General features: G+C 58.5%; 17 protein-coding genes, 1 tRNA gene and 2 pseudogenes. 11 read left to right on the top strand and 9 right to left on the bottom strand.

Translation table 11 applies throughout. The annotated features are described in order from the left end of the window. Nucleotides 1–14 precede the first annotated feature (14 nt). Entirely contained in the window at nucleotides 15–8,582 is an 8,568-nt protein-coding gene (locus M0P56_RS08140) for a glycoside hydrolase family 94 protein (RefSeq protein WP_291509554.1), read from the top strand. 39 nt (nucleotides 8,583–8,621) lie between these two features. Here the strand turns inward: M0P56_RS08140 and hemN are convergent, their stop codons facing one another. After that, nucleotides 8,622–10,013, bottom strand: coding sequence for an oxygen-independent coproporphyrinogen III oxidase (gene hemN / locus M0P56_RS08135; protein WP_291509553.1), 1,392 nt, complete (start codon nucleotides 10,011–10,013; stop codon nucleotides 8,622–8,624). Between the two features lie 39 nt (nucleotides 10,014–10,052). Further along, the gene (locus tag M0P56_RS08130) at nucleotides 10,053–10,985 is read right to left on the bottom strand and encodes a LysR family transcriptional regulator (RefSeq protein WP_291509552.1); all 933 of its coding nucleotides are present in this window, start codon (nucleotides 10,983–10,985) and stop codon (nucleotides 10,053–10,055) included. A gap of 282 nt (nucleotides 10,986–11,267) precedes the next feature. Between M0P56_RS08130 and M0P56_RS08125 the strand changes: the two genes are divergently transcribed. Next, nucleotides 11,268–12,611, top strand: coding sequence for an OprD family outer membrane porin (locus M0P56_RS08125; protein WP_291509551.1), 1,344 nt, complete (start codon nucleotides 11,268–11,270; stop codon nucleotides 12,609–12,611). Nucleotides 12,612–12,752: 141 nt separating this feature from the next. Here M0P56_RS08125 and waaF read toward each other — a convergent pair whose 3' ends face one another. The 7 genes and pseudogenes from waaF to M0P56_RS08095 all read right to left on the bottom strand — a co-directional run bounded on the left by waaF (nucleotide 12,753) and on the right by M0P56_RS08095 (nucleotide 19,321). After that, complete coding sequence (gene waaF / locus M0P56_RS08120; protein ID WP_291509550.1) at nucleotides 12,753–13,865, bottom strand: lipopolysaccharide heptosyltransferase II; 1,113 nt, start codon at nucleotides 13,863–13,865, stop codon at nucleotides 12,753–12,755. Between the two features lie 19 nt (nucleotides 13,866–13,884). Beyond that, nucleotides 13,885–14,649 carry an RMD1 family protein gene (locus M0P56_RS08115; protein WP_291509549.1) on the bottom strand — a complete coding sequence of 255 codons (765 nt, stop codon included), beginning with the start codon at nucleotides 14,647–14,649 and terminating at the stop codon, nucleotides 13,885–13,887. 3 nt (nucleotides 14,650–14,652) lie between these two features. Continuing rightward, nucleotides 14,653–16,038: an FAD-linked oxidase C-terminal domain-containing protein gene (locus tag M0P56_RS08110; protein ID WP_291509548.1), complete on the bottom strand. Its 1,386-nt coding sequence runs from the start codon at nucleotides 16,036–16,038 to the stop codon at nucleotides 14,653–14,655. Next, a pseudogene (gene rfaE2 / locus M0P56_RS12405) lies at nucleotides 16,035–16,448 on the bottom strand (D-glycero-beta-D-manno-heptose 1-phosphate adenylyltransferase); the annotation flags it as partial. The gene M0P56_RS08110 and the pseudogene rfaE2, both read right to left, overlap by 4 nt. A 96-nt stretch (nucleotides 16,449–16,544) precedes the next feature. Continuing rightward, nucleotides 16,545–17,093 (bottom strand): annotated as a pseudogene (locus M0P56_RS12400) (SIS domain-containing protein); the annotation flags it as partial. Between the two features lie 14 nt (nucleotides 17,094–17,107). Then, nucleotides 17,108–17,473 carry a YraN family protein gene (locus M0P56_RS08100; RefSeq protein WP_291509546.1) on the bottom strand — a complete coding sequence of 122 codons (366 nt, stop codon included), beginning with the start codon at nucleotides 17,471–17,473 and terminating at the stop codon, nucleotides 17,108–17,110. A gap of 3 nt (nucleotides 17,474–17,476) precedes the next feature. Beyond that, on the bottom strand, nucleotides 17,477–19,321 hold the full coding sequence (locus M0P56_RS08095) for a penicillin-binding protein activator (RefSeq protein ID WP_291509545.1): 1,845 nt from the start codon (nucleotides 19,319–19,321) through the stop codon (nucleotides 17,477–17,479). A gap of 69 nt (nucleotides 19,322–19,390) precedes the next feature. Between M0P56_RS08095 and rsmI the strand changes: the two genes are divergently transcribed. The 9 genes from rsmI (at nucleotide 19,391) to M0P56_RS08050 (ending at nucleotide 24,589) form a co-directional block, all read left to right on the top strand. Then, nucleotides 19,391–20,266: a 16S rRNA (cytidine(1402)-2'-O)-methyltransferase gene (gene rsmI, locus M0P56_RS08090; protein WP_291509544.1), complete on the top strand. Its 876-nt coding sequence runs from the start codon at nucleotides 19,391–19,393 to the stop codon at nucleotides 20,264–20,266. Nucleotides 20,267–20,279: 13 nt separating this feature from the next. Then, a tRNA-Phe gene (locus M0P56_RS08085) sits at nucleotides 20,280–20,355 on the top strand. A 201-nt stretch (nucleotides 20,356–20,556) separates the two neighbouring features. Further along, entirely contained in the window at nucleotides 20,557–21,177 is a 621-nt protein-coding gene (locus tag M0P56_RS08080) for a hypothetical protein (protein ID WP_291509543.1), read from the top strand. Nucleotides 21,178–21,214: 37 nt separating this feature from the next. After that, nucleotides 21,215–21,409, top strand: coding sequence for an antitoxin (locus M0P56_RS08075; RefSeq protein ID WP_291509542.1), 195 nt, complete (start codon nucleotides 21,215–21,217; stop codon nucleotides 21,407–21,409). A gap of 1 nt (nucleotide 21,410) precedes the next feature. After that, nucleotides 21,411–21,707 (top strand): type II toxin-antitoxin system RelE/ParE family toxin, encoded by a 297-nt coding sequence (locus M0P56_RS08070; RefSeq protein WP_291509541.1) that lies wholly within the window; start codon nucleotides 21,411–21,413, stop codon nucleotides 21,705–21,707. 218 nt (nucleotides 21,708–21,925) lie between these two features. After that, nucleotides 21,926–22,513 (top strand): HD family hydrolase, encoded by a 588-nt coding sequence (locus M0P56_RS08065; protein ID WP_291509540.1) that lies wholly within the window; start codon nucleotides 21,926–21,928, stop codon nucleotides 22,511–22,513. A 47-nt stretch (nucleotides 22,514–22,560) separates the two neighbouring features. Beyond that, complete coding sequence (locus tag M0P56_RS08060; protein WP_291509539.1) at nucleotides 22,561–23,097, top strand: GNAT family N-acetyltransferase; 537 nt, start codon at nucleotides 22,561–22,563, stop codon at nucleotides 23,095–23,097. A gap of 350 nt (nucleotides 23,098–23,447) precedes the next feature. Continuing rightward, on the top strand, nucleotides 23,448–23,915 hold the full coding sequence (locus tag M0P56_RS08055) for a phospholipase D-like domain-containing protein (RefSeq protein ID WP_291509538.1): 468 nt from the start codon (nucleotides 23,448–23,450) through the stop codon (nucleotides 23,913–23,915). After that, entirely contained in the window at nucleotides 23,912–24,589 is a 678-nt protein-coding gene (locus tag M0P56_RS08050) for an SIMPL domain-containing protein (RefSeq protein ID WP_291509537.1), read from the top strand. The genes M0P56_RS08055 and M0P56_RS08050 overlap by 4 nt, the downstream gene beginning before the upstream one ends. Nucleotides 24,590–24,796: the final 207 nt, after the last annotated feature.

Genomic DNA, 24,796 nt, shown 5'->3' with positions numbered 1-24,796 from the left:
CCCTGGATACGGATTTGTTACGGGCGGAGTTGTTCAGCATCGAACAACTCAAACAACATGCGGCGATGTTGGCCGGTCAGCATCCCGTCGATCCAAGTCCGGGGCCGGATCGGCTATTACCCCGCCTAGCTGATAATGCACAGATGTTGCGCGCGGCTTATGATGTCGTCACTGCGGGGGTTACACAGGCAGAGCAGCGGACACAGTCTGCAGAGCTTTGGTTGCTTGACAATTTCTATCTCATCGAACAACAGATCATTCTGGCGCGAAGACACTTGCCGAGCGGTTATGGCAGGCAACTGCCACGCCTGCAATTTGGAAAATTGGCGGGATTCCCGCGTGTCTACGATCTCGCCTCTGAGTTGATTGCCCATCGGGATGCCCGCGTCGACAGTGATAACATCAGCGCCTATATCCAGGCATACCAGACTATTACGCCACTGACGCTGGGCGAATTGTGGGCTTTCCCGATCATGCTGCAATTGGCGCTGCTGGAAAACCTGCGCCGTGCTGGTCTGCACGTTGCTTGCCGACGGGAAGAGCGCAATGCCGCCATTAGCTGGGCAGACCGCATGCTCGCGGCAGCGGAAAAAAATCCGAAGCAACTGATCCCGTTACTCGCGGAATTCGCCAATGCGGACATGCCGTTGACGGCACCCTTTGTAGAGGAGTTTTACGCCAGACTGCAAGCCTATGGTCCCGCTATGACTTTTGTGCAAACCTGGGTCGAACAACAATTGCTCGAACAGGGGATAACGGCGACGCAATTATCCGAGGTGTCCGCAAGAAGGTCCGCCGCCAACCAGATATCCATGGCCAACAGCATCAGCAGCTTGCGCTTCCTGGCGACGGTGGACTGGCGCCACCACGTCGAAGCGCTCAGTGTCGTCGAACAGGTTCTCCGCCAGGATCCCATGGGGATACACGCCGAACAAGATTTCGCGACTCGTGATCGCTACCGCCACGCTATTGAGGATATCGCGCGGAGCAGTGGGCGTGATGAGTTGGCAGTGGCCCAGGGGGCGATCGTGCTCGCTCAGGCGGCCGTGCAGCGAGCGGGTATCGGAGATCGATCGGCGCATGTCGGATATTACCTGTTGGATCGCGGCCGGCAGCGGCTTGATCGCGCTATGGGCTGTCGCTTTGAATGGAAATCAGCGGCCAGGCACATGACTGGTCGTCTCCGTCTTTCCCTGTATATCAGCACTATCCTGTTACTGATGGTTGCGATCAGTCTGGTTTTGTATCTCCCCCTTGCGGATATCGGCCCGACGACCTGGCGTTTCTGGTGGCTTGGCATCTTCGGCATGGTAAGTATCTCGGCTTTGGCCGTTTCCCTGGTAAATCGCCTGGCCACCCTCATTATGGCGCCCCTTGCCCTGCCACAGATGGATTTTTCGCACGGTGTCCCTGATGCACATCGCAGCATGGTAGTCGTCCCCACGCTACTGAGTACGCCGCAGGAAATTGACGCGTTGCTGGAAGCCCTGGAAATCCGCTACCTGGGAAACCGCGATCGCAATATATATTTTGCGTTACTGACGGATTTTCGTGACGCGTCTGAACAGGCCAGCCCGGAAGATGCGCCTTTAATCGACTACGTGCGTGCCGCTATCCGGGCCCTCAATGCGCGCTATGGCGATGACCAGCACTGCCAATTTTATTGGTTTCACCGGCCACGATTATGGAATCCGTTTGAACAGGTCTGGATGGGCTACGAACGCAAACGCGGCAAACTGGAGCAATTTAACGCCGTGCTGAGAGGCGCTGATGTGTCGATATTTTCCGAGCGGGTCGGTGACATGGCCATCCTCGGCAGCATCCGTTATGTCATCACGCTGGATACCGACACCCAATTACCCCGTGACACCGCGCGGGCCCTCATCGGCCATATCGCCCACCCGCTGAACCGGGCGGTGTATGACACCGATCAGGGCCGTATCGTCGACGGTTATGCGATCATTCAGCCGCGCGTGGCGATTGATCTGACCAGCGCCGGTCAATCCCTATTCAGCAAACTCATTGCCGGTGACTCCGGTATCGATCCCTATACGCGCGAGGTGTCCGACGTCTACCAGGATATTTTCGGAGAGGGCTCTTTCATCGGCAAGGGTATTTACGACGTGGATGCCTTTCGCCAGGCTGTCGATAGCCGTTTTCCGGAAAATCTCGTTCTCAGCCACGACTTGCTGGAGGGTGGGTACGCCCGCGCGGCACTGGCGACGGAGGTTGTCCTGATCGAGGAATTACCCGGGAGTTTTACCGCAGAAGCCTCCCGCCGCCACCGCTGGATTCGCGGCGACTGGCAGATTGCCGGCTGGCTGTTGCCGTCGGTGCCCGGTGCTCCAGGCGCCCCGGGCATGCGGGTGCCACGCCAGGTTAACCCGCTGTCCAGTTTGTCGAGGTGGAAGATTTTTGACAATCTCCGCCGCAGCCTGGTGCCACCGGCTCTGTTGCTCCTGCTGGTGGGAGGGTGGCTTTTCGATCCGCTGTTCGCTTGGTTATGGACCACGTTGGTCGTCGGAATCCTCCTCCTGCCCGCCCTGTTCTCGCCCCTCATTGATTTCTGCCGTAAGCCGGAAGACCTCGACTGGGCAGCACATCTTTCCCTGACCATGGCGTCCGCAGACCGCCCGCTGCTATACGCGCTTCTGACCGTCACATTTCTGCCCTATGAAGCGGTGCTGAGCCTGGATGCTATCTTGCGCTCAGGGTTGCGAATGCCCTTCACGCGCCGTGGTTTATTACTCTGGCAGTTGCCCTCTTACGCGAGCCGGAATGCCTGCCACACCCTCAGCGACTTTTTTGGCGAGATCCAGAGTGCCCCCCTGCTCGCGATCCTCTTCGGAATGACCTTGTTGGCGGCGACAAAGCTGGGGATCAGTCCGCCCACGGCGTTGCTGTTCAGTATGCCCATGTTAGCGTTGTGGTTCTTGTCGCCGGTAATCGCATGGCGGATCAGTCGGCCCCTGCCTTCCGGCATTACCGGCCTGAGTGATACACAGCAGCGGTTTTTGCGGATGTCGGCACGGCGTACTTGGCGTTTCTTTGATGATTTCGTAGGCCCTGCGGACCACTGGTTACCCCCCGATAATTTCCAGGAGTATCCCTTGACGGCGATTGCTCCGCGTACTTCACCCACCAACATGGGTATGTCCCTGCTGGCGAACCTTGCTGCCTATGATTTTGGTTATATTTCTGCCGGTGGACTCCTTCAACTGACTGAAAACACCGTGGCGACGATGGAACGGCTAGAACGTCACCACGGCCATTTTTACAACTGGTACGACACACGCACCCTGCAAATACTGAGTCCGCAATACATCTCGGCGGTGGACAGCGGCAATCTCGGTGGCTGCCTGCTCACCCTCCAGGCCGGACTGAACGAGCTTAAAAATCATCCCGTGCTACGGAGCAACGACTTTGCGGGCTTGCAGGATACATTGCATATCTTGTCAGAGTGCATTCACGGCACTGCAGCGCCGGACCTGACTGAAAAGGTCCGTTCGCTGCAAGATGCGCTGCAGGCCATGACATTCAACGGGCACCCCCCATCCCTGGCGGATGCCCATAAGCGGCTCACAGACATTCAACGTATCAGTGGGGATATCGTGAACGGGCTTCCCGTCGAGGCCCTGGTGGATGGCGAATTAACGTACTGGGCACAGGCGTTTGATCAGCAGTCCCGCGCGCTGGTTGCCGATCTCAAAGACCTCATCCCTGAGCCGTGGCCCCTTGAGGATGTCCCGACACTGGCAGAACTGGCCGGTGAAAACGCCTTTGGGACGGCAAGCACACGGACGGCAGCGGCGGAACGATTAAGCGTTATTGATCATTTGCTGGAGCGTTGTCGTGCACTGGCGGTGATGGACTTTGAATTTCTTTACGATCAGGCACGTGACCTGCTGGCGATTGGTTACGACGTCGGGGAACGCCGCCGCGATCCATCCTGTTATGACCTGCTGGCGTCAGAAGTACGCCTCGCCAGTTTTCTGCTCATCGCTCAAGGACAAGCTCCACAGAAACATTGGTTCTCGCTGGGCCGTCTGTTGACGAGTTACGGCGGCGATCTGTGTTTGATTTCGTGGAGCGGTTCGATGTTCGAATACCTCATGCCTCAGTTGATCATGCCCGATTATCCCGGCACCCTGCTCAACCAGACTTGCAAAGCGGCCGTATCCCGCCAAATGGAGTATGGCCGCCAACGCGCCGTACCCTGGGGTATATCGGAGTCCTGCTATAACGCCACCGACATCCATCAGGTCTATCAATACCGCGCCTTCGGCGTCCCCGGTCTGGGTTTCCAGCGTGGTCTCGGCGACGATTTGGTCATTGCGCCCTATGCCAGCGCGCTGGCGCTGACCGTAATGCCGTCGGAGGCCTGCCGTAACCTGCAGACTCTTGCTGCCCAAGGCTTTCTCGGTACCTATGGTTTTTATGAGGCGATCGACTACACGCCGTCACGTGTGCCACTGGGCAAAAGCCATGTCGTCGTCCGCAATTTCATGGCGCATCATCAGGGCATGAGTCTTCTGGCTTTTGCCCATGTACTCCTCCATCAACCGATGCAGCGCCGGTTTTTATCGGACCCCAGCATTCAGGCTACCGAATTGCTGTTGCAGGAGCGTTTGCCCAAGCAAGCGGCCACATTGCATCCGCATGCTGCTGAAGTTGGTGCGGCCGCACACGCGCCCAGCCAGGATAATGCCGCCATCATGCGCATATTCCGGTATCCCGATACCGCCATGCCGGAGGTTCACCTCCTATCCAATGGTCGCTACCACGTCATGGTGAACAATGTCGGTAGCGGTTACAGCCGTTGCGCTGGCCTCGCCGTGAGCCGCTGGCGCGAGGATATCGCTGCAGATGCCTGGGGTAGTTTCATTTATCTGCGCGACCGTGATTCCGGTCATTTTTGGTCGACTACCTATCAACCCACCCGGTGTAAGGCTGATCACTATGAGGCCATTTTCGTCCAGGCGCGAGCGGAATATCGTCGCCGTGACCAGATGATAGAAAGTTATATGGAAGTTGCTGTTGCGCCGGAAGAGGATGTCGAGATCCGGCGCGTGACACTTACCAATATGTCCCCGCGTGTGCGCCACATCGAGTTAACGAGCTATACCGAGGTGGTTCTCGCGCCACCGAATAGCGACCTTGCCCACCGTGCGTTCAGCAACCTGTTCGTCCAGACCGAAATTCTGGCAGAGCACAACGCCATTCTGTGCACCCGCCGTCACCGCTCGCCGGACGAGCAAGTGCCGTGGATGTTTCATCTTTTTGCGGCTCCCGGAGCCGTGGCCAGTGAAGCGTCCTATGAAACGGATCGGGCAGAATTTATCGGTCGCGGTCGCACGGTGGAGCATCCACGTGTATTCGACGGTTTGAAGCACCCGGCTTTATCGAATACCGAGGGTTCCGTGCTGGATCCCATCGTCGCCATCCGCCGTACCCTGACTCTGGACGTGGATGAATCGGCAACGGTGCAGATCATCTCGGGGGTTGCCGACACCCGCGAGGCAGCAATCGCCCTGCTGGAGAAGTATGGCGATCGTCACTTTGTCGAACGCGCTTTTGAAATGGCCTGGTTTCAGAGTCAGGAAGTGCTGCGTCGCCTGAACATCAACGAAGCCGATGCCCAGGTGTATGGGCGACTCGCCCATTCTGTGGTCTATGTCAGCGCTCTGCGCCGTGCCGCGCCGAGCGTGATTGCTCGTAATCAGTTGGGGCAATCCGGCCTGTGGCGCTTCGGCATATCGGGTGACCTGCCGATCGTGCTGCTGCGCATCGGTCAATTAAACCGTATTGATCTGGTGAAACAGATGCTGCAAACGCATGCCTATTGGCGTCTGAAGGGACTGGCGGCAGACCTGGTCATCATCAACGAAGATTTTTCGGGCTACCGGGCCACGCTGCAAGACCAGATCATGGGATTGATTCATGCCGGTCCAGAGGCACAAGTTATCGACAGGCCAGGCGGCGTATTTGTGCGTCGTGCTGAAGAGCTTTCTGAAGAAGATCGCGTGCTGTTCCAAACCGTTGCGCGCATGGTTATTACCGACGGCGCCGAGTCCCTGCTGGAGCGGGCGGATTGGCAGGCGCCTAGGGATCGTTTTCCGGAAAAATTGAGCCCGGCAACGCCGCGCATCGTCGAGACCGTCCAGCCGCTGCTTGCCCGTGAACGCCTTTTCTTCAATGGATTGGGTGGATTCACACCCGATGGACGTGAATATGTTATCAGTCTGGAGCCGGAACAAAACACACCCGCTCCCTGGGTCAACGTGATGGCCAGTCCGTACATGGGTACCGTCGTCAGTGAAAGCGGCGGCGCCTATACTTGGGTCGAAAACGCGCATGAGTTCCGCCTGACCACCTGGCACAACGATCCCCTGAGCGACAGCAGTGGTGAAGCCTTCTACATCCGCGACGAAGACACGGGGGCATTTTGGTCACCTGCCCCGCTGCCCGCCCGCGGACAGTCTGGATATGTCTGTCGCCACGGTTTTGGGTACACGATTTTTGAGCATTACGAAAGCGGGATATCTTCCGAGATGACCACCTATGTCGCTATGGACGCGCCCGTGAAGTTCGTGGTGATCAAGCTGCGCAACGATTCAAAGCGCACCCGGCGGCTCTCGCTGACCGGATACTGGGAACTGGTGCTCGGCGAGTGGCGTCATGCCAATATGATGCATATCGTTACCGAGACGGATCTGCATAACGGCGCGCTGTATGCGCACAATGATTACGGTCAGGCGTGCGGGCACCGGATGGTGTTTGTCCAGACCAGTGAACGGGAGCGTACGCTCACGGGCAATCGCACGGAGTTTATCGGTCGCAACGGCACCCTCGCCGATCCGGCGGCGCTGCACCGCAGCCGTTTATCCGGCAAGACCGGAGCCTGCCTGGATCCCTGTGCGGTTATGCAAACAACCATTGAGCTGGGCGCAGGTATGGAGCGGGAAATCGTGTTTATTTTTGGTACCGCAATCAACACGGACGAAGCACAGCAAACTATGGGCCGCTTTGCCGGAAGAGCGGGTGCCCGGCAAGCCCTGGCCGGTGTGTGGGAGTTCTGGAAACGCACGCTGGGTACCGTCTATGTGGAAACACTAGACCCGGCGCTGAATGTATTGACGAACGGCTGGCTGGTCTACCAGACCATCTCCAGCAGACTCTGGGGCCGCAGCGGCACTTACCAGTCGGGCGGTGCCTACGGTTTCCGCGATCAGCTGCAAGATACCATGGCGCTGATTCATGCCGCGCCCTGGCTGGCCCGCGAGCAGTTGATCCGTTGCGCAGAGCGCCAGTTTCATCAGGGCGATGTCCAACATTGGTGGCACCCGCCCCACGGCCAGGGGGTACGCACCCATATTTCAGATGACTATCTCTGGTTGCCCTATGCCACCTGCCGTTTTGTGATGGCCACCGGCGATACGGGCGTACTTGACGAGAACATTCATTTTCTTGAGGGCCGCGAGCTGAACCCGGAGGAGGAGTCCTACTACGACCAGCCCCAGCAATCTGCCGAATCGGCCAGTCTTTATGATCACTGCGTGCGGGCGCTTAAAAACGGATTGCGATTTGGTGTCCATGGCTTGCCGCTGATGGGCTGCGGGGATTGGAATGACGGGATGAATCTGGTCGGTCGTGAGGGCCGGGGCGAAAGCGTCTGGCTGGCCTGGTTCCTGATTCAGAACCTGCTTCAGTTTGCGGAACTCGCGCGGAGTCGGGGTGATGCCGCCGTCGTTGATCTGTGTGTGCAACAAGCGGCGGTGTTACAGGAGAACGTAGAAAAAAATGCCTGGGACGGCGACTGGTACCGGCGCGCCTATTTTGATGATGGCACGCCTCTGGGCTCCGCCACGAATGACGAATGCCAGATAGATTCCATCAGCCAGAGCTGGGCCATCCTCTCGGGGGCGGGCGACCCTTTGCGGGCACGACAGGCCATGGCGGCTGTCGATGAATATCTGGTCCGTCGCGATGCACAATTGATCCAGTTGCTGACCCCACCCTTCGACCATTCAGTACTTGAACCCGGCTATATCAAAGGCTATTTACCCGGAGTGCGCGAGAATGGCGGGCAATATACCCATGCCGCCATCTGGGCCACCATGGCTTATGCCCAAATGGGCGACAAGGCACGTGCCTGGGAATTGTTCAACATGCTCAACCCCGTCCATCACGGGAGCAGTCCAGAAGCGATTGCCCGCTATAAGGTAGAGCCCTACGTGATGTGCGCCGATATTTATGGTGCCGTACCGCACATCGGTCGTGGCGGCTGGACCTGGTACACCGGGGCGGCGGGCTGGATGTACCGATTGATTGCCGAGACCTTGCTGGGCCTGTCCCTTGAAGTCGATCACCTGCGTATCACGCCCTGCGTCCCCGCGGACTGGAAGTTCTATAAGGTTCACTACCGCTACCGCGACACCCTGTACCATATCACCGTCCATTGCGATGGCGTCCCGTCAGCGCGGGGGCCGCACCTTATCGTGGACGGTGCTGAATTACCGCAAAACCGGATTCCGCTCGTGGATGATCGCCGCGAGCACAATGTCGATGTCTACTTGGATTAAATGCAGAGCAGGTAACGCCTGGACCCCATAGCGAGTCGCTCAAATCACCCGTGAGTAACGCACCGGCTTTTGCGCGAGATAGGCGTCGAAAGCCATGCAGATGTGGCGGATCAACAGCCGTCCCTGCGGAGTGACCGTCAGAGTATGAGCGTCCAGGTGCAGGAGTCCGTCCCCCGCCATGGCCTCCAGAGCAGGCAGGCTAGCCGCGAAATGCTGCTGGAAATCCAGATTAAACTGTCGGTTCAGCGCAGCAAAATTCAGACTGAAGTCGCAGATCAGGCGGGTGATGACGTGGCGCCGCAGTAAATCCTCGTCGCTCAGGCGCAGGCCGCGCTCCACCGGTAAGTGGCCGCGGTCCAGTGTGGCACCCCAGGTATCCAGGTCTTTGATATTCTGGCTGTAGGTGGGGCCGACCATGGCGATGGCGCTCATCCCGAAGGCCAGCAGATCCGTTCCGGCATGGGTGGAGTAGCCCTGGAAATTGCGATACAGACTGCCTTCCCGCTGGGCGATGGCCAACTCGTCGTTAGGCAGGGCGAAGTGATCCATGCCGATGTAGAGATAACCGGCCTGCTGCAGGGTGGCGATGCTTTCGGCGAGGATACGCAGTTTGGTGTCCGGGCTGGGAATGTCCGCGTCGGGAATCCGCTTTTGCGGCGGGAACCGCTCTGGCAGGTGGGCGTAATTAAAGACGGACAGGCGGTCCGGACGCAAGGCGAGAACCGCCTCCAGCGTCCGGGCAAAGCTTTCCGGGGTCTGCAGGGGCAGTCCGTAGATCAGGTCGAGGCTGACGGAGCGAAAGCCGAGCTGGCGCGCCTCATCAATGACAGCCGCAGTGAGTGCGAAACTCTGTTCGCGATGCACGGCCTTCTGCACCGCTGCATCCAGATCCTGTACCCCGATGCTGATGCGGTTGAAGCCGAAGTCGCGGAGGAGGCGCAGCGTGCCAGGCTCTAGCGCGCGCGGGTCGATTTCGATGCCATATTCGCCCTGATCATCCGGGAGCAGATGAAAGTGTTTACCGATGCTGTCCAACAGGAAGGCCATGTCGTCGCGACGCAGAAAGGTGGGCGTGCCGCCGCCGAAATGCAGTTGGTCCACGGGACGGTCGCCGTCAACGTGGGCACGCGTCAGCACCATCTCCCGGTCTAAGTGAGCGACATAAGGCGTCCCCCATTCGTGATGGCGGGTGACTACTTTGGTGCAGGCGCAATAAAAACACAGATGCTCGCAGAAGGGGATGTGAAAGTAGAGGGAGAGCGGCCGCCCGCTGGCGTTGGAATCGTCGAGTGCGCTTTGCAGTGCCTTTTCATCGAATCCTTCGTCGAAATGGGGCGCGGTGGGGTATGAGGTGTAGCGCGGCCCCGACTGGTCGTAATGGCGGATAAGTTCGGGATCAAAAATCAGGCTCTGGGTAGGATTTGTGGTCATCGGTTTTCGGCTCCGTCTAAGCGCGCTGTTGCAAGGCGATCATACGCCCGGAATATCTTTTACCCCAAACAGATTGGCCGCCACGCTGGCGCGAATTTCGGCGAGAAAAGCCTGCATGTGCGGTTGCTCCGCCTGCTCGGTGGTGGTCGCGGCCTGCAGAGTTTGCCAGAGACCCTGTGGTCCCAGAGGAATGGCGCGCACGTAGTTTTTCTCCCCGTAGCTCCCCACCGCCCATGCGGGTAGCGCGGCGATGCCCTGCCCGGAGGCCACCAGCTGGAGAATGATGACCGTCAGCTCGGCATGTCGTCGACGCCAGGGCTGCACACCCGCCGGTTGGAGAAACTCGCGGAAAAGGTCGAGGCGACGATCCTCCACGGGGTAAGTGATCAGAGTTTCTTCCAGAAAATCCTCAGGGGTCAGGAAACTGTGTTCAGCTAAGGCGTGCCGCGGATTGACGAGGGCAACGACCTCGTAGGCAAAGAGTGGATGCAGCAGGATACCGGACGCCATGGCATCTGGTGCCGTAAGAACGGTGAGGTCGGCCTGATGGCTTTGAAGCAAGGGCAAAGGATCCTGCTGAAAGCCTGAGACCAAATCCATTTCCACATCCGGCCAGATCTCGCGAAAGTGATTCATGGCAGGTGTCAGCCAATCAAAGCAGGTATGGCATTCGACGGCAATACGCAGACGGCCGCTGTTGCCGGCCGCTCGTCGCCGCAGATCTTCCTGCATTTGCCGGATGCGTGGCAGCACTTCCCGGGCTGCGGCCAATAAAGCCTCTCCGGTGGGGCTCAGGCGCAACTGTGTGCCGCGTTCCCGGTCCAGCAGGCTGATGCCGAATTCCGCTTCCAGCCCGCGTAATTGATGGGAGAGCGCCGACGGGGTCAGGTGCAGACGCTGCGCCGCCGCTGCGAGGCTGCCGAACTGGGCGACGGCCTCAATAGTGCGCAGGTGACGTATTTCCAAAGGCATACAAATCTCGGTGGTCAGGATGTATTCCTTGCCAGTGTCCCACGACCATCCGGCAATGCAAAGGCCTGACATCTGCTGAAGGGTGGGCCTGAATAGTTGCGTTGCATCCGCTTCGTGAGCGTCTAGGCTTGATTCTGGCACTCAAGTGTTTCATCTGGAGGTATCAGTTATGTTTATCTAGATATAGTGTCATAAAAAATTCATAAAAGAGTCATAATATTGTCATATTGCTTCGTTATTATGCCACACATCGTTGCAAGGATGCCTAAAGAGGAGGTCGCTGTGTTTACCAAGAACCGTGTTGCCATTGCTATCGTTGCCGCCCTGTGCGGAGTCAGTGCTGCCGCACAGGCAGAAACCCTGACGGATTTCTTCAAGCAGAGTAAGATTGACGGGCAGCTCCGTTCTTACTATTTCAGCCGCAATTATGGCGCCACCGGCCCCAATACCTATAACCAGGATGCCTTTAGTCTGGGTGGTATCCTGAATATCAAGACCGCACCTTTCCTGGGCGGCTTTGGTGTGGGCGTTAGTTTCTACACGGCACATGCACTCGGGGCTAACAATACCAGCGGCGCTCCGGCCTATCCGCATCTGGACCCGACGTTGATGGGTCCACAATCTATTGATGCCCTGGGACAGGCTTATCTCCAATATGAGATTCCAAAAACGCTATTGATCCGGGCGGGAGACCAGGAGTTGAATACCCCCTGGTTGAACGGGTCTGATTCGCGCATGTTGCCAGCTACTTATCAGGGTGTCTTTGCCGAAGTTTCTCCCTATCATGATTTACACCTGTATGGCATGCGTATTTTTCGCTGGAAGAGTCGCACCTCAAATAGTTATTATAATGATAACTTATTTTATCCAGCCAATTATGAGGGGGATGTGGCATACGGTGGTAGTACACAATTGCCGCTTAATGCCCCGTCCACCAGTGGTACACTGGCTTTTGGGGCCTCGTATTCCCTGATGGGGGCCAAGGCGGATGCCTGGTACTATGACTTTTATCAATTCGCCAAGATGTTTTATACAAATGTGGATTACACGCTGAAAACCGGCACAGGTGTTGATCCCTTTGTGGGTGCCCAGTATATGCGTGAGTGGGGTGCTTCCTTATTATCCAAGCAAGGTGCCAATGCCACAGCTTGGGGCGTCATCGGTGGTGTGAACTATAAAACGGGCGTGGGTGATGGGACAATCAGCGTGGCCTATAACGCGGTAGAACCACAGTCCGGCGGATTTATGAATGGTGGAATAGTGTCACCCTATACGGTTGGATATGCCACTGATCCACTATATACGACGGCGATGATTCGCGGCCTCGCGGATAACCTTGGCCCAGGCCATGGTTATAAGATCAAGATAGCACAACATCTTGATCTGGCGGGCCAGAAGTTCCTGGCCATTGCGGCTTTTGCGCATTTTACTACCTATTATAACGGTAGTAGCAGCTATCCTTATTTTGATCTGACTTATTTCCCGGGCGGTGTGCTGAAGGGATTCTCCATTCGTGACCGGGTGGAATTGGGTACCGGAACGAGCGCGCAATTTGGTAATGGTGCCGGTTTCAATAAGGGCCATTCCTTCATTTATAACCGGGTGATGTTGACCTACGCATTTTAATGATGGAGGCGGGCGCCGAGGCAAAATGCCCGGCGGCCCGCAACGCTATCCAGCAAGGCCGTTTTACCCCTGCAATGCCTTGGCATTGCTCCTCCTCTCCTCGCTCCGCCAGTCGGGGCTTTTTTGTGTCTGGCGCTCCGACTATGTCTGGGGAATTTGGCGGATGATGTGTTCCGGGCTGAGGTCTTCCATACAGCGATGATGCTTGAGGGGGCACTCGCGTTTGCCACAGGGACTGCACGATATCTCCAGACGCAAGGGCTGGGCGCCGGCGGACAGCGGTGGGGTCATGCGCAGTGGGGTGGGGCCAAATAAAGCGATGACCCGACTGCCTACGGCACCGGCAACATGCATCAGACCGGAGTCGTTGCTGACGGTGATGGGGGCGAGAGAGAGCAGATCAACGGCCTCCAGCAGGCTGGTTTGGCCGCCCAGATCAAGCGCTTCGGGGACAGCGGCCGCTATGGCTTGAGTGATTTCCGCATCCTTGGGGCTGCCGAACAGCCAGATAGCATGGCCACGCTGAACCAGGGACTGCGCCAGGGTAATCCAGTGATGCACCGGCCAGCGCTTGGCTGGGCCATATTCGGCACCGGGTGCCAAAGCGACCAGAGGCCGTTGGGGTACGTCGATACCCAGTCGCTGCAAAGCAGCGGCAAGCGCAGCCTGGCTTACCTGTAAACGTGGTGCAGGCAGTTGCGTGGGTTGGGGAAGGCGCGGCGGTAGGCCGAGAGCGACAAAGCGATCCACGGTCCGCACCAGCTTCCTTTTGTCTAGGCCATGGGGATCATTGAGCAGTAAACGGCGGCCTTCGCCGCGGAAACCGGTGCGTGTCGGTATCCGTGCCCAATATGGAATCAGTGCGGATTTAAAGCTGTTCGGCAGACAAATGGACCAGTCATAATCCTGCCCCTGCAGATCCTTCGCCACCTGACGGCGCAGCCTCAGGCCAAGCTGGCCGTGGTCGATGCTCAAGGGCATGGCCCGCCGTACTTCCAGCATACGCTCCGCCAGCGGAACGCTGGCTGGCGGGGCCAGGACATCCACCTGCAGGCGCGGCCAGCGGCGGCGCAGTACCTGCAACAACACCTGTGCCATGACCATATCCCCTACCCAGGCCGGTCCGATCAGCAGCAGGCGGGCGGGATCATAGCTGTGGGCGACACGGGTGTTATGCGAAACAAAGGCTTCATGCTCGTGGTAGGGCGGTTCTGCATCGCCAACATCGTGCGCAGAGGGAACATTCTCCAACACGGGCCATCGTTCGCCCATTTTACTTGCCAAGGAGCATGATCAGCGCTTCCACAGCGATCAGAATGATGATGATCCATTCCAGGATGGTCTCCCGATGGTGACGACTGGCGACAATCATGACTTCCAGCCCCTCATGAATGGCGTCGAGTTTTTCGTCGAGGGCGCGAAAGCGACTGGTGAGCTCTAGATCGGCGGAGAGCTCGCGGGAGAGCAGTTCCAGGCCCGGGGTCTCCCAGACGATGTCGGGGTTGTCCAGCACCGCCAGGCGGGAGAGGATTTCGGTGCGGGTGGCGGAAGTCGAGGCGAGAAAGCGCAGGTGCCCGCCGCGCCGTCCCGGCAGGCGCCCGGTACGAGTCACTTCCGAGAGCAGGTTCAGCGTAGTTTCCAGCAGATTTTCGACAGCCTCTTCATGCAGTTCCAGGGCGAGGCTCTGGGCCAGACGCAGGGCAACGAGAAGAATCCGTTCTTCGTCGAGATTTTTGAGGGTGACGCCGTCGCGCCCCACGCCGTCGCGCTCGCCGATCCGGACCGCCAGTTCTTCGACCTTGGGGTTGGCGATGGGGGTGAACTGTGCCTGTACGGTGGCGATGACTTTGGCCTGCAACGCCGGCCCCGCGCCGAAAAAGCAGATGACGCCGGAGCGGAAGAGTACCACCCAGGTGTCAGCATCGCGGAGCAAGCGGTGGGCGGGGGTGTTTTCTAACAGGTCCATCTCAAAATCTTCGCGCCAGCTTTTGAGGGAAATATGGCGTACCGGCTGGATGGCGTGGAGGATGCTGTTCATGATTCAGGCCTCGGGAAGCAACTTGCCGGGATTGAGAATGCCATCGGGATCAAAGACCTGTTTGATGGCGCGCTGAATGCCGAGGTTCCCCGGACTGAGTTCCAGCGGGACATAGGCGCGCTTGCTGCTGCCGATGCCGTGCTCGCCGGAGAGCGTCCCGCCCAGTGCCAGTACAGTCTGGAAGAGTTTTTGCAAGCCGTGCTGGGTGCGGCGCATCTCGTCCTTATCCTGGGGGTGAACCAAAAAGTTTACGTGCAGATTGCCGTTCCCGGCGTGTCCGAAGCTGACGATATGCAGAGATTGATCTGCGGCGATCCCTTCAATAGCTTCTAGCAACTCGCGCAGACGGCTGACCGGCACGACCACATCCTCGTTGATCTTGAGTGGTGCCATGGCTTTGGTGGCGGGAGACAGGGACTTGCGTGCCGCCCACAGATCCGCAATGGCAACCGCGTCGGTAGCTTCCAGAATCTCCAGGCTCCCCTCACCCGCCAGTGCTGCGTGGATGGCCTGCACTTGCTCGGGGAGTGTGACCACCTCGCCATCCACTTCGACCATCAGCAGAGCATTGCTGCCTTCGGGCAGGTCTCTTGCCGCGCCCATGGCGCGCACGGCGGCCAGAGCATGGCAATCCATGAGTTCAAGTGCGCTGGGGATGTTTCGCTGTGCCATGACCCGCTGCACTGCGGCACAGGCGCTCGCCGTGTTGCCATAGGCGGCGCGCAGGGTGGCGTTAGCGGCAGGCATGGGCAGCAGGCGCAAGGTGGCCTCGGTAATGAGGGCAAGGGTCCCTTCGCTGCCCACCAGCAGGCGGGTAAGGTCATAGCCGACCACGCCCTTGCTGGTGCGGACGCCGCAGCACAGCGTCTCACCGGTGCCGGTGACGGCGCGCAGGCCCAGCACATAATCGCGGGTGACACCATATTTTACGGCGTGGGGACCTCCGGCATTCATCGCCAGATTGCCGCCGATACGGCAGTAAAGGTTACTGCCGGGATCGGGGGGATAGAAAAGCCCGTCAGCCTGCACATGGGCGCTGATGGCGGCCGTGATGCATCCAGCCTCGACGGTGATGGTGCGATCAACGAAGCTGTAAGCGCAAATTTTTTGCATGCACTCGAAGCTGATGACGGCACTGCCGGGCACCGGCTGAGCCCCGCCGACATTACCAGAGCCAGCCCCGCGCGGGACAAGAGGCAGATGATGGCGGCGGGCGATGCTGACAATGGCCTGTACCTCTTCATGGCTGCGCGGGAAGATCACCATCACGGGTGCACAGCTCCCCGGCGTCTCGTCGCGGCTGTAAATGGCGATGGTATCGGCATCGTTGCGCACCCGCTCCGTATCGAGGGCAGCGCGCAGAGCGGGGATGATGGTGCTGACGTTCATGGTTGGCTCCCCCGGATTTTTTGTAAGAGAGCGGTGGTACTGCACTTGTGGCGAAAAGGAATACTGAGCACCTGGCCGCCTCTGGCCTGCACCCAATCGGCGCCAACGATGCGGTCTACCGGCCAGTCGCCACCTTTGATCAGCACGTCGGGTTGGAGATGCTGGATCAGTTGCAGCGGGGTATCGTCGTCAAACATGGTGACGAAATCCACCGCCTGCAAGCCAGCAAGCACCGCCATGCGGTCTTCTTCACTGTTGACCGGACGATCAGCACCTTTGCCGAGACGGCGCACCGACGCGTCGCTGTTGACGGCGACCACCAGGCAGGCGCCTTTGGCACGCGCTTCGGCGAGATACTGCACATGGCCCCGATGCAACACATCGAAGACACCGTTGGTAAAGACCAGGGGACGCCGGAAGGCACAGGCCTCGCGCAACGCTTCCCAGTCGCGGAGCATTTGACCGGTGCGCAACACGGGTGCTGGCGCGTTGTCGGTAAAACTGGCGTCGACACCATTGCAGAGGGCATGAATGAGGACGAGGTGGACTTCCTGAATGCGCGCTGTGTTCTGCTCCGGCACGCGCAGTTCAATGTCCACAGGGCGTAGCAGTGGCGCGAGCTGCCCGCCTTCCTTGCCCGTAAGGGCCAGCACCCACATGCCGCGCTGCTGGGCGGTATGAACGGCGGCGAGGACGTTGGCGGAGTTGCCCGAAGTGCTGAAAGTGACCAGACAATCACCCGGACGGCCGAGCGCCTCAATCTGCCGGGCGAAAATCTGTTCGTAGCAGGCATCATTGGCGATTGCCGTGACCACGCTGCTGTCGGTACTGAGGGCGATAGCAGGCAGGGCGCGGCGTGTCGTCTCAAAGCGGTTGATCAGTTCCGAGGCGAGGTGCTGGGCATCGCCGGAAGAACCGCCATTGCCGCAACTGAGCACCTGCCCACCAGCTTGCAAGGTAGCAATCAGACGCTGGCTGGCCTGCGCAAAAGGCACTGCCAATACCGCCGCCGATTTTTCTTTGCAGGCGATGCCAGCGTAAAAGGCGGAATTCATCCAGTCAGTGACGGTCATGGGCTGGGTACTCTAAAGGCATCACGGATCCAGTCTGCCGGGGCATCACCGTCGAGGGCGATGACATCAAAGCGGCAGGGCCGTAACCCATGCTGAGGGTTACGCAAAAGAAAGTACTCTGCGGCGCGGATCAGCCGTCTTTGCTTGCGGCCGGTGACACTGGCCGCCGCACCCCCCTGTCGGTCATGGGCACGCTGGCGCACCTCCACGAAGACCAGGGTGTCACCATCGAGGGTGATGATGTCGATTTCTCCCATCCGGCTGCGATAGTTGCGTGTTAGAGGATGTAGCCCGTGCCTGGCAAGCAGAGCGACGGCGCTGTCTTCACCCTGCTGACCTAAATTCTGGCGTGGTGACGGCATGATTCAGGTGCCCGGCTTGGGCACTCCCGGCAAAGGCACGATTTGGCCATTCTCCACTTCCATCCATTCCATGTCACGCATGATCTGGTTATCGGCAGCGAAGTGGAGGATGCCCGTGGTACCGTTCAGGCTACCCGTCATGTCTTTATCCAGAACGCGCTCCGCTATCCGGTAGGCATCCAGCCCGAAGGCCGCCATACGCCACTGGGCATCACTGGCGTTGGGCAGGGCGGTGCGCAGTAGGGGCGCCGCTTGCGGCCAGCTTTGCCCAGGGTTGATGAGCCAAGGCATATCGACAGACTCAATGCCCGAGAGCCTTCGAGCGTCGCCGGGCAAGGCTGCGCCGTGCAGCAACGCTGGGCTGAAAATACGCACAGTGCTATTGATCAGGCGGATAGAGGTAACGGCGGCGCTGGCGTTTTTCGCATCGGTAACCAGGAAGACAAAGCTGCGTTGCCCGGGCGTTATACTCAGCAGCTGTCGCGTGTTATCCGCCAGAGAGTGTCCCGGCAGATAGGTGGCGACACCATCGACCGTACCGCCGAGCTGCTTCCAGACAGCGATGAAGTCTGCCTGAATGGCCGCGCCGCTGGAGTCCTGGGGATAAAGCACGTAGGCATGACGATAACCCGCCCCATAACTTTGGGCAGCAATTTGCCGGGCGGCGACGTCGCGGCTCAGGCTCAGGGTATAAAGCCCCGACTGCTGCACACCGGGCGCCGTGCCGAGCGCAATGACCGGCGGATCGCTGGGTTTCCTGACGGCGGCTACGGCATTGATATCCTGGGGCAGCCAGGGCCCGACGAAGACTTTGCAGCCCTCTTTTACCCCGCGTTCAAAGAGCACGGCGGTGTAACTGGGGTTGCCGGTGGTCCGCAGGACGCGCACCGCAGAACCGGATTGTAATTGCGCTGCAGTGGCCATGCCGGCGTTGATGGCCAGGGAGAGAGGTGCATAGGGCCCGCTGGAGGGTAACAATGCGCATATACTCCCGAGCGCCGGGTTGAGAGCAGAAATGTCTGTGGTAGTGGCGGTGTCGTCAGAGAAGTTTATGGGCGGGTGCCCAGGATGTGCCACCAGCCAGGCACTGATCGCCGCCTGTCGCTGTTGCGGATCGGGATATTGCCGGGTGATCAGGGTGACCGCGATCCACTCCTGCACCAGGGGGTTGCCGCTACGTCCCTGCCAATTCTGCAGTTTCGCGGCCGACTGCAAGTCCAGAAGGGCATGAATGCGGCGATGATTCTCTGCGACTGCATTGCTACCCAGGAGGTTGTCCCGTTCGATCAGGAAATTCAGCGCGGTGAGTTCGTGACCTTCCTGCGTGTAGAGCGTGGCCAAAGTACCCATGGCCTGAGCGCGTACATCCTGAGGCGTGCTGGCGATGGTCAGCAGTTCTTCGAGATTGCCTTTGGCACTGGGAGTTTGCCCTTGATCCATGAGCCCCTGAGCGCGGATCCAAAGCGCCGCCCCGCGCAATTCGGCGTTGTCACGCTGTAAACGCAGCACTTCATTAGCCAGTAATATCGCAACCTGCGGTTTTTGTCCCTTTAGGGAGGCTTGTGCGGCTTCCATCAGGTAGTTGAGTTGGGTTTGTCCTCGTGCCTCGGCGGCCGCATGGATGTAGTCCTTGGCTGCCTCCAGATCGTGCCCTGCGGCCACAAGCTGGTCGGCGCGTTGCGCCGTTGATGTTTCAGGGACGCTTATCGTCGTTTCCGCGGGCGCGGGCGCTGGACTCGACGAGAGTGGCGTCTTATGTGGCATACTTGCGCAAGCACTCAGGCCCGTGGCCAGGGCCAGGGTCATCAGCAGGCGCAAAGAGGCCTTCAGGGCTGGGCAGGGTGTCATGAGCAGAGTGTATGGAGAAAGGAGAAGGTATTCAATGACTGAAACACGACCTCAGCCGGGAGCAGGGTGATGAATAGCCTTACAGAACCGGCGGCAGGCGTCGCCGGGCAATTGACCATCATCGCCACCCCCATCGGCAACCTCGATGATCTTTCATTGCGTGCGCAACGGGCGATTAGCCGTGCCGCCCTGATTCTGGTGGAAGATCGCCGCCACGCCCAGCGGCTCTTTCAGCATCTGGGTGTGCGGCCCAAAACGCTGGCACTGCACGAGCATAACGAGAGGGCGCTTGCCCCGCAGATTGCCCAGCGTATCGCCGCCGGGGAGCATATCGCGCTGCTGTCAGATGCGGGGATGCCGCTGATTTCTGACCCTGGATTTCCGTTGCTGGCCCTCCTCCGGGAGCAGCAGTTACCGGTGACGATTATTCCCGGCCCGAACGCCGCGTTGGCCGCGTTGGCACTGTCCGGCCTGCCCAGTGATCGCTTCAGCTTCGAGGGCTTTCTGCCCGCTAAATCCGGGGCGCGCCGGACGCGGTTGGCGGCCCTGCAGTCGGAGTCACGCAGTATGATTTTTTATGAGGCGCCGCATCGGATCGGTGAGACCTTGGCGGATATGGCTGAATTATGGGGTCCAGATCGCGGGGCAGCGCTGTGCCGGGAGTTGACCAAGATGTATGAGGAGTGTTTGCGGGACAGCCTGGGTGGGCTGGTGGCGCTGCTGCAGGCGCATCCGGACAAAGTGCGCGGCGAGATGACGCTGGTGGTGGCGGGAGCACCGGAGCAAACTCAGGAAGTAACCGATGCCGATCAGTTGCTCAGCCCGCTGCTCGCTGAATTACCGCTGGCCCAGGCCGTGCGTATCGCTGCGAATCAGAGTGGCATGGCCCATCGCTTTCTCTATACGCGCGCGTTGGTCTTGACTTCTGGTCAATGCCCCGCTTAAATACGGCCTCTTGGCCCAGGTAGCTCAGTCGGTAGAGCAGAGGACTGAAAATCCTCGTGTCGGCGGTTCGATTCCGTCCCTGGGCACCATATAAAACAGCAAGTTGCATAGAAAAACCCATCAGAAAAACCATTGGCACAGACGGATGGCACAGTAAAACCCTTCCGGATCGGTGGACAAAAAATCCTCGTGTCGTAGCAAAACCCCTGTAACCGTCGGATGTGTCTGCGCTTGAGTTTGGCACAGACCCATATTACCTTGTCTGAAATCCATCAGAACAAGGCGGGTGAATGGCGAGCATCAATCGTCGTGGCAAGTATTGGCGGGTGCAGATCCGCAGGCGGGGCTACCTTTATCTGTCGGCCACTTTTGATACCGAAGCCATGGCCTGGGCGCTCACGAAAGAGGCTGAACTGGAACGGCAGACACCCGAAGAAGCCTACCAGCGCGTAGAAACCCGACACTTCCGTCTCGCTGATGCCCTACTGCGTTATGAGTTGGATGTCCTGCCCGACAAAAGGCCGACCACCCAGCGTCGTGAGTTGGTCATCATGGCTGACCTGAAAAACACTTTTGGGGAAGTGGTCCTGTCTGAGATCAACGGCCAGAGACTGGCCCTGATGGTGAAGCATTGGGAGCAGCCCGGCGACGCCCATCCCAAAGGGCTGGGGGCACATTCCATCCGGCTTTACCTCGCGCTCATCTCCCATCTGTACACGATTGCGCGGTCCGAGTGGGGAATGCCGGAGCTCATCAATCCCGTGTCCCTCATTCGCAAGCCCAAGCTACCCCGTGGGCGGGACAGGCGGTTGATCGGAGATGAGGAAGATCGGCTTCTAGTCGCATGGATGGAGTTCCTGCAAGAGGAAAAACCACCTAATATAGACATCAGGGACCGCATGGGGCTTTAACCCCTCGCTGATGATCGATACCAGAGGAGCGTCCAGAATGAATGCCGTTTTACCTTCTATCATCTCCGAGTTTGAGACCGCCGAGCAGGAGGCTAGCTATACTGCGTGGCTGCGTACAAAGGTCGCGTCGAGCTTGGCTGATAAGCGACCCAGTATTCCGCATGACGAGGTGATGGCCGAGATGGACGCGATCATCGCGGAAGCGGAAACCTCCGCTCAAAGGAAACTCTGAGTTGTTACCCATTATCTGGCGGGCCTCGGCCCGCGATGACTTGGCGAATATCATCCGCTACATCGCCCACGAGAATCCGCCAGCGGCGCGGCGTATGAAACGCCTGCTGGAAGAGTCTGTCTTGCCTACTGCCGAACATCCCTACCTGTACCGCATCAGCGATCGCGTGCCGGGCTTGCGCGTGATCGTCGCGCACCCAAACTACATAGTGCTCTATCGTGTCACGGCCACCTGCATCGAGATCGTGAACGTGGTGCATGCCCGCCGTGAGTTTCCGGTTTCCACCCAAAATGAGTAGCCTCATCGTAATGTCTCATAACAGCCTCTTACCGGCACCCGGAGAACCCCGCATAACCTGGCCATCCGCCCCAGCCAGCCTAGCTCTCACCAGACAGAATGGTGCATTCTGTCTCATCCACAACCTACATGGGGATCATCCCATGTTATTCGGCATATTTCCTTGTTACGCGGCAGCGACCGCGCCGTCGAAGTTACGTTGGGCGCAAAGATAATCATATGAAAAATGACTTCGAGAGAATCTTCGAGTTCACCATCGAGCTTGATCGACTGAAGGCGATTCTTCGTAAAACCAAGCCAAGCGGCCTCGATCGATATGAAAACACAGCAGAACACAGTTGGCAGGTTTGTCTTCTCGCTTTGACCCTGACGGAACACTCGGTGTGGCCCGTCGACCCGGCTCGAGTCGTTGAGCTGCTTTTGGTTCACGACATTCCCGAGATCGATGCAGGAGACCAAATTGTCTACGCCGTATCGGATGGAGTACAGGAGAATGAGCGCGCAGCAGCCGAACGAATTTTCGGCCTACTGCCAGAACAGCAGGGCGAGCGGCTACTATCACTCTGGAATGAATTCACGCTCCGGCAAACCGCCGAAGCTCGTTTCGCCTATGCGATGGATCGCCTGATGCCTGTATTGCATAACATCTACAATAACGGACAGAGTTGGCAGGAGAATCACATACCGTTGAAAAAAGTACTTTCAGTCAACTCTGTCATTGGTGATACATGCCCTGAAGTCTGGCTGCACATCAAGGCGCGCGTGCAAGAGCTCGCAGCAAATGGTTTTTTCTCTCACCAGGGCTGATACCCAACTCGGCGACTCCATACGGCTGGGCTTGAACGATTCCCGTCATGCAAATAGCCCACGCCGTCCCTGAAGATGCCCGCGCTGTCGCCGAGATTCATGTCAATGCATGGCGCTCGGCCTACGCGCGAATCCTTCCTGCGGATTATCTCGCCGCCTTGTCAGTCGAGAAACGGGAAGAGATGTGGAAGAATATTATCGAAGCTGGGCAAACAGAGCTTCTCGTTGCTAAGGATGGCGAGACCGTTCTTGGCTGGGTGTCGTTCGGTGCTTGCCGAGATAAGGATGCACCACCCTCTCAAGCGGAACTGTGGGCCATCTACGTGGCACCGAACAGCTGGTTCAAAGGGGTTGGGCGTCAGTTGTGGCTACGGGCACGAGCACTCTTGTCTCAGCAGGGCTACAGCACGTGTAGCCTGTGGGTATTTGCGGAAAACGAGCCAGCTATCCGCTTCTACAAGGCTATCGGGTTCGAGGCAGACACCCTGCCTCCGCAGGAATTCGAGCTCGGTGGTCGGCAGCTTCAAGAAGTGCGCTACGTCTGCAGAATGGGGGGGCACCATTGTGCCAGATATGTACCATGATGAGGCCGGCCCATGGTTTGCACTCTGCCGGTTCTGGCCGGTTATCAATTTTAGCAGGCAGCTAACATATTGATAATTAAATGACCATGGACGGTGGACGGCACTGAAAATCCTCGTGTCGGCGGTTCGATTCCGTCCCTGGGCACCATATAAAACAGTAAGTTGCATAGAAAAAATCCATCAGAAAAACCATTGGCACAGACGGATGGCACAGTAAAACCCTTCCGGATCGGTGGACAAAAAATCCTCGTGTCGTAGCAAAACCCCTGTAACCGTCGGATGTGTCTGCGCTTGAGTTTGGCACAGACCCATATTACCTTGTCTGAAATCCATCAGAACAAGGCGGGTGAATGGCGAGCATCAATCGTCGTGGCAAGTATTGGCGGGTGCAGATCCGCAGGCGGGGCTACCTTTATCTGTCGGCCACTTTTGATACCGAAGCCATGGCCTGGGCGCTCACGAAAGAGGCTGAACTGGAACGGCAGACACCCGAAGAATGGGGAAGAAAGTACAGAGCTATACGGCTGGGTTTCGGGCCGAAGCGATCAAGCTGGTATTGCCTCAGGGGTTCTCCTTGCAGGGGCTTCACAGCGGATTTCAATGCCCCAGTTCATGTGCGCTTGATGCCGAAACGTCCTGTATACATACACGCCAAGGCAGAGATTTCGAGCTATTATGCCTTTGTAGGCAGCGAGAACTACAGCGTTTCGTCACTTGAGGAGAATCGAGAAATGGGCCTGATCCTGAACAACCCGACGGACATTTCCATGTTGCAAGCGCAATTTGCGCGGGACTGGCAGGCGGCGGGGGCAGCATGAGGCGCACGCATATTCTATGGCTGCTTTTGGGGTTGCCGGGCCTGGCTGTGGCGAAGGTGCCGACGCCGGCCCTCACCAGCGTCCATTTCCAGGTGGTGACGCATTATCGGGTGCCCAGGACGATATTGCATGCCGACCTGCAGGCGGAGGCGTCGGGGAGAAGCCCGGCGAAGTTGGCCGCCATGGTCAATCAGGACGTGTCCTGGGCAAAAGCCCGGCTGCAATCGGTGCCTGGGATTACCTGGCGTAGCGCCGGGTACCAGACGCAGGCGACAGGCCAGGCCGGTGCACCCTGGCTGGTACGGGAAGATCTTGCTGTGCAAAGCCCGAATCCGGCGGCGTTGCTCCCCTTACTGGGCACGCTACAATCCCGGTTACACTTGGTCGGGATGCAGTATGCAGCACGTTCCGTCGCTGTACACAAGGCGCTGAGAACGGCCGAGCTGCGGGGACTGCGCCGGTACCGGGAACAAGCACGGCAGAATTGCACGGCGCTGGGCTACCATGGCGCGCTTCCGGGGCAGGTATTCATCAATACGAATGTTGTCCCATTGGCGCGGCCCATGCCAGCCATGGCGTTAGCCGCCAAGGTCGTCCCTGGGCCCGTAGTCGGCCAAGGCGGGACGGAAAGGGGCAGGGTAGTGGTTGAAGGAAATGCTTTTTGCAAGAGGTGAGGTATGGGACAGTTACCATTCGATTCTGGAAATTCAACAGGGTCATCCACAGATTCTGTCCATAACCTGGCCCGTTGAGGGGGTGCTAAAGGCCTGGGAGCTATCCTGCATCAATACTCGTCTGGAAATCTTGCCCCCTCTTGCGATCCATCGCCTGTTGACCAGGCGTAACCGCCCAAGCAACCTACCTTCCCAAATTTCCTGGCC

This window comes from Acidithiobacillus sp. (assembly GCF_023229925.1).
In the GTDB taxonomy this organism is placed as follows: Bacteria; Pseudomonadota; Gammaproteobacteria; order Acidithiobacillales; family Acidithiobacillaceae; genus Acidithiobacillus.
This window is presented reverse-complemented; position numbering and strand designations above follow the sequence as displayed.

What these genes read in the sequence shown, in the direction of transcription:
- hemN (WP_291509553.1), bottom strand. Translation starts at nt 10,013, where the DNA reads ATGACCACAAATCCTACCCAGAGCCTGATTTTTGATCCCGAACTTATC.
- rsmI (WP_291509544.1), top strand. Translation starts at nt 19,391, where the DNA reads ATGAATAGCCTTACAGAACCGGCGGCAGGCGTCGCCGGGCAATTGACC.
- M0P56_RS08060 (WP_291509539.1), top strand. Translation starts at nt 22,561, where the DNA reads ATGCAAATAGCCCACGCCGTCCCTGAAGATGCCCGCGCTGTCGCCGAG.
- M0P56_RS08080 (WP_291509543.1), top strand. Translation starts at nt 20,557, where the DNA reads ATGGCGAGCATCAATCGTCGTGGCAAGTATTGGCGGGTGCAGATCCGC.
- M0P56_RS08110 (WP_291509548.1), bottom strand. Translation starts at nt 16,038, where the DNA reads ATGAACGTCAGCACCATCATCCCCGCTCTGCGCGCTGCCCTCGATACG.
- M0P56_RS08130 (WP_291509552.1), bottom strand. Translation starts at nt 10,985, where the DNA reads ATGCCTTTGGAAATACGTCACCTGCGCACTATTGAGGCCGTCGCCCAG.
- M0P56_RS08050 (WP_291509537.1), top strand. Translation starts at nt 23,912, where the DNA reads ATGAGGCGCACGCATATTCTATGGCTGCTTTTGGGGTTGCCGGGCCTG.
- M0P56_RS08095 (WP_291509545.1), bottom strand. Translation starts at nt 19,321, where the DNA reads ATGACACCCTGCCCAGCCCTGAAGGCCTCTTTGCGCCTGCTGATGACC.
- M0P56_RS08100 (WP_291509546.1), bottom strand. Translation starts at nt 17,473, where the DNA reads ATGCCGTCACCACGCCAGAATTTAGGTCAGCAGGGTGAAGACAGCGCC.
- M0P56_RS08055 (WP_291509538.1), top strand. Translation starts at nt 23,448, where the DNA reads ATGGCGAGCATCAATCGTCGTGGCAAGTATTGGCGGGTGCAGATCCGC.
- M0P56_RS08075 (WP_291509542.1), top strand. Translation starts at nt 21,215, where the DNA reads ATGAATGCCGTTTTACCTTCTATCATCTCCGAGTTTGAGACCGCCGAG.
- M0P56_RS08065 (WP_291509540.1), top strand. Translation starts at nt 21,926, where the DNA reads ATGAAAAATGACTTCGAGAGAATCTTCGAGTTCACCATCGAGCTTGAT.
- M0P56_RS08115 (WP_291509549.1), bottom strand. Translation starts at nt 14,649, where the DNA reads ATGAACAGCATCCTCCACGCCATCCAGCCGGTACGCCATATTTCCCTC.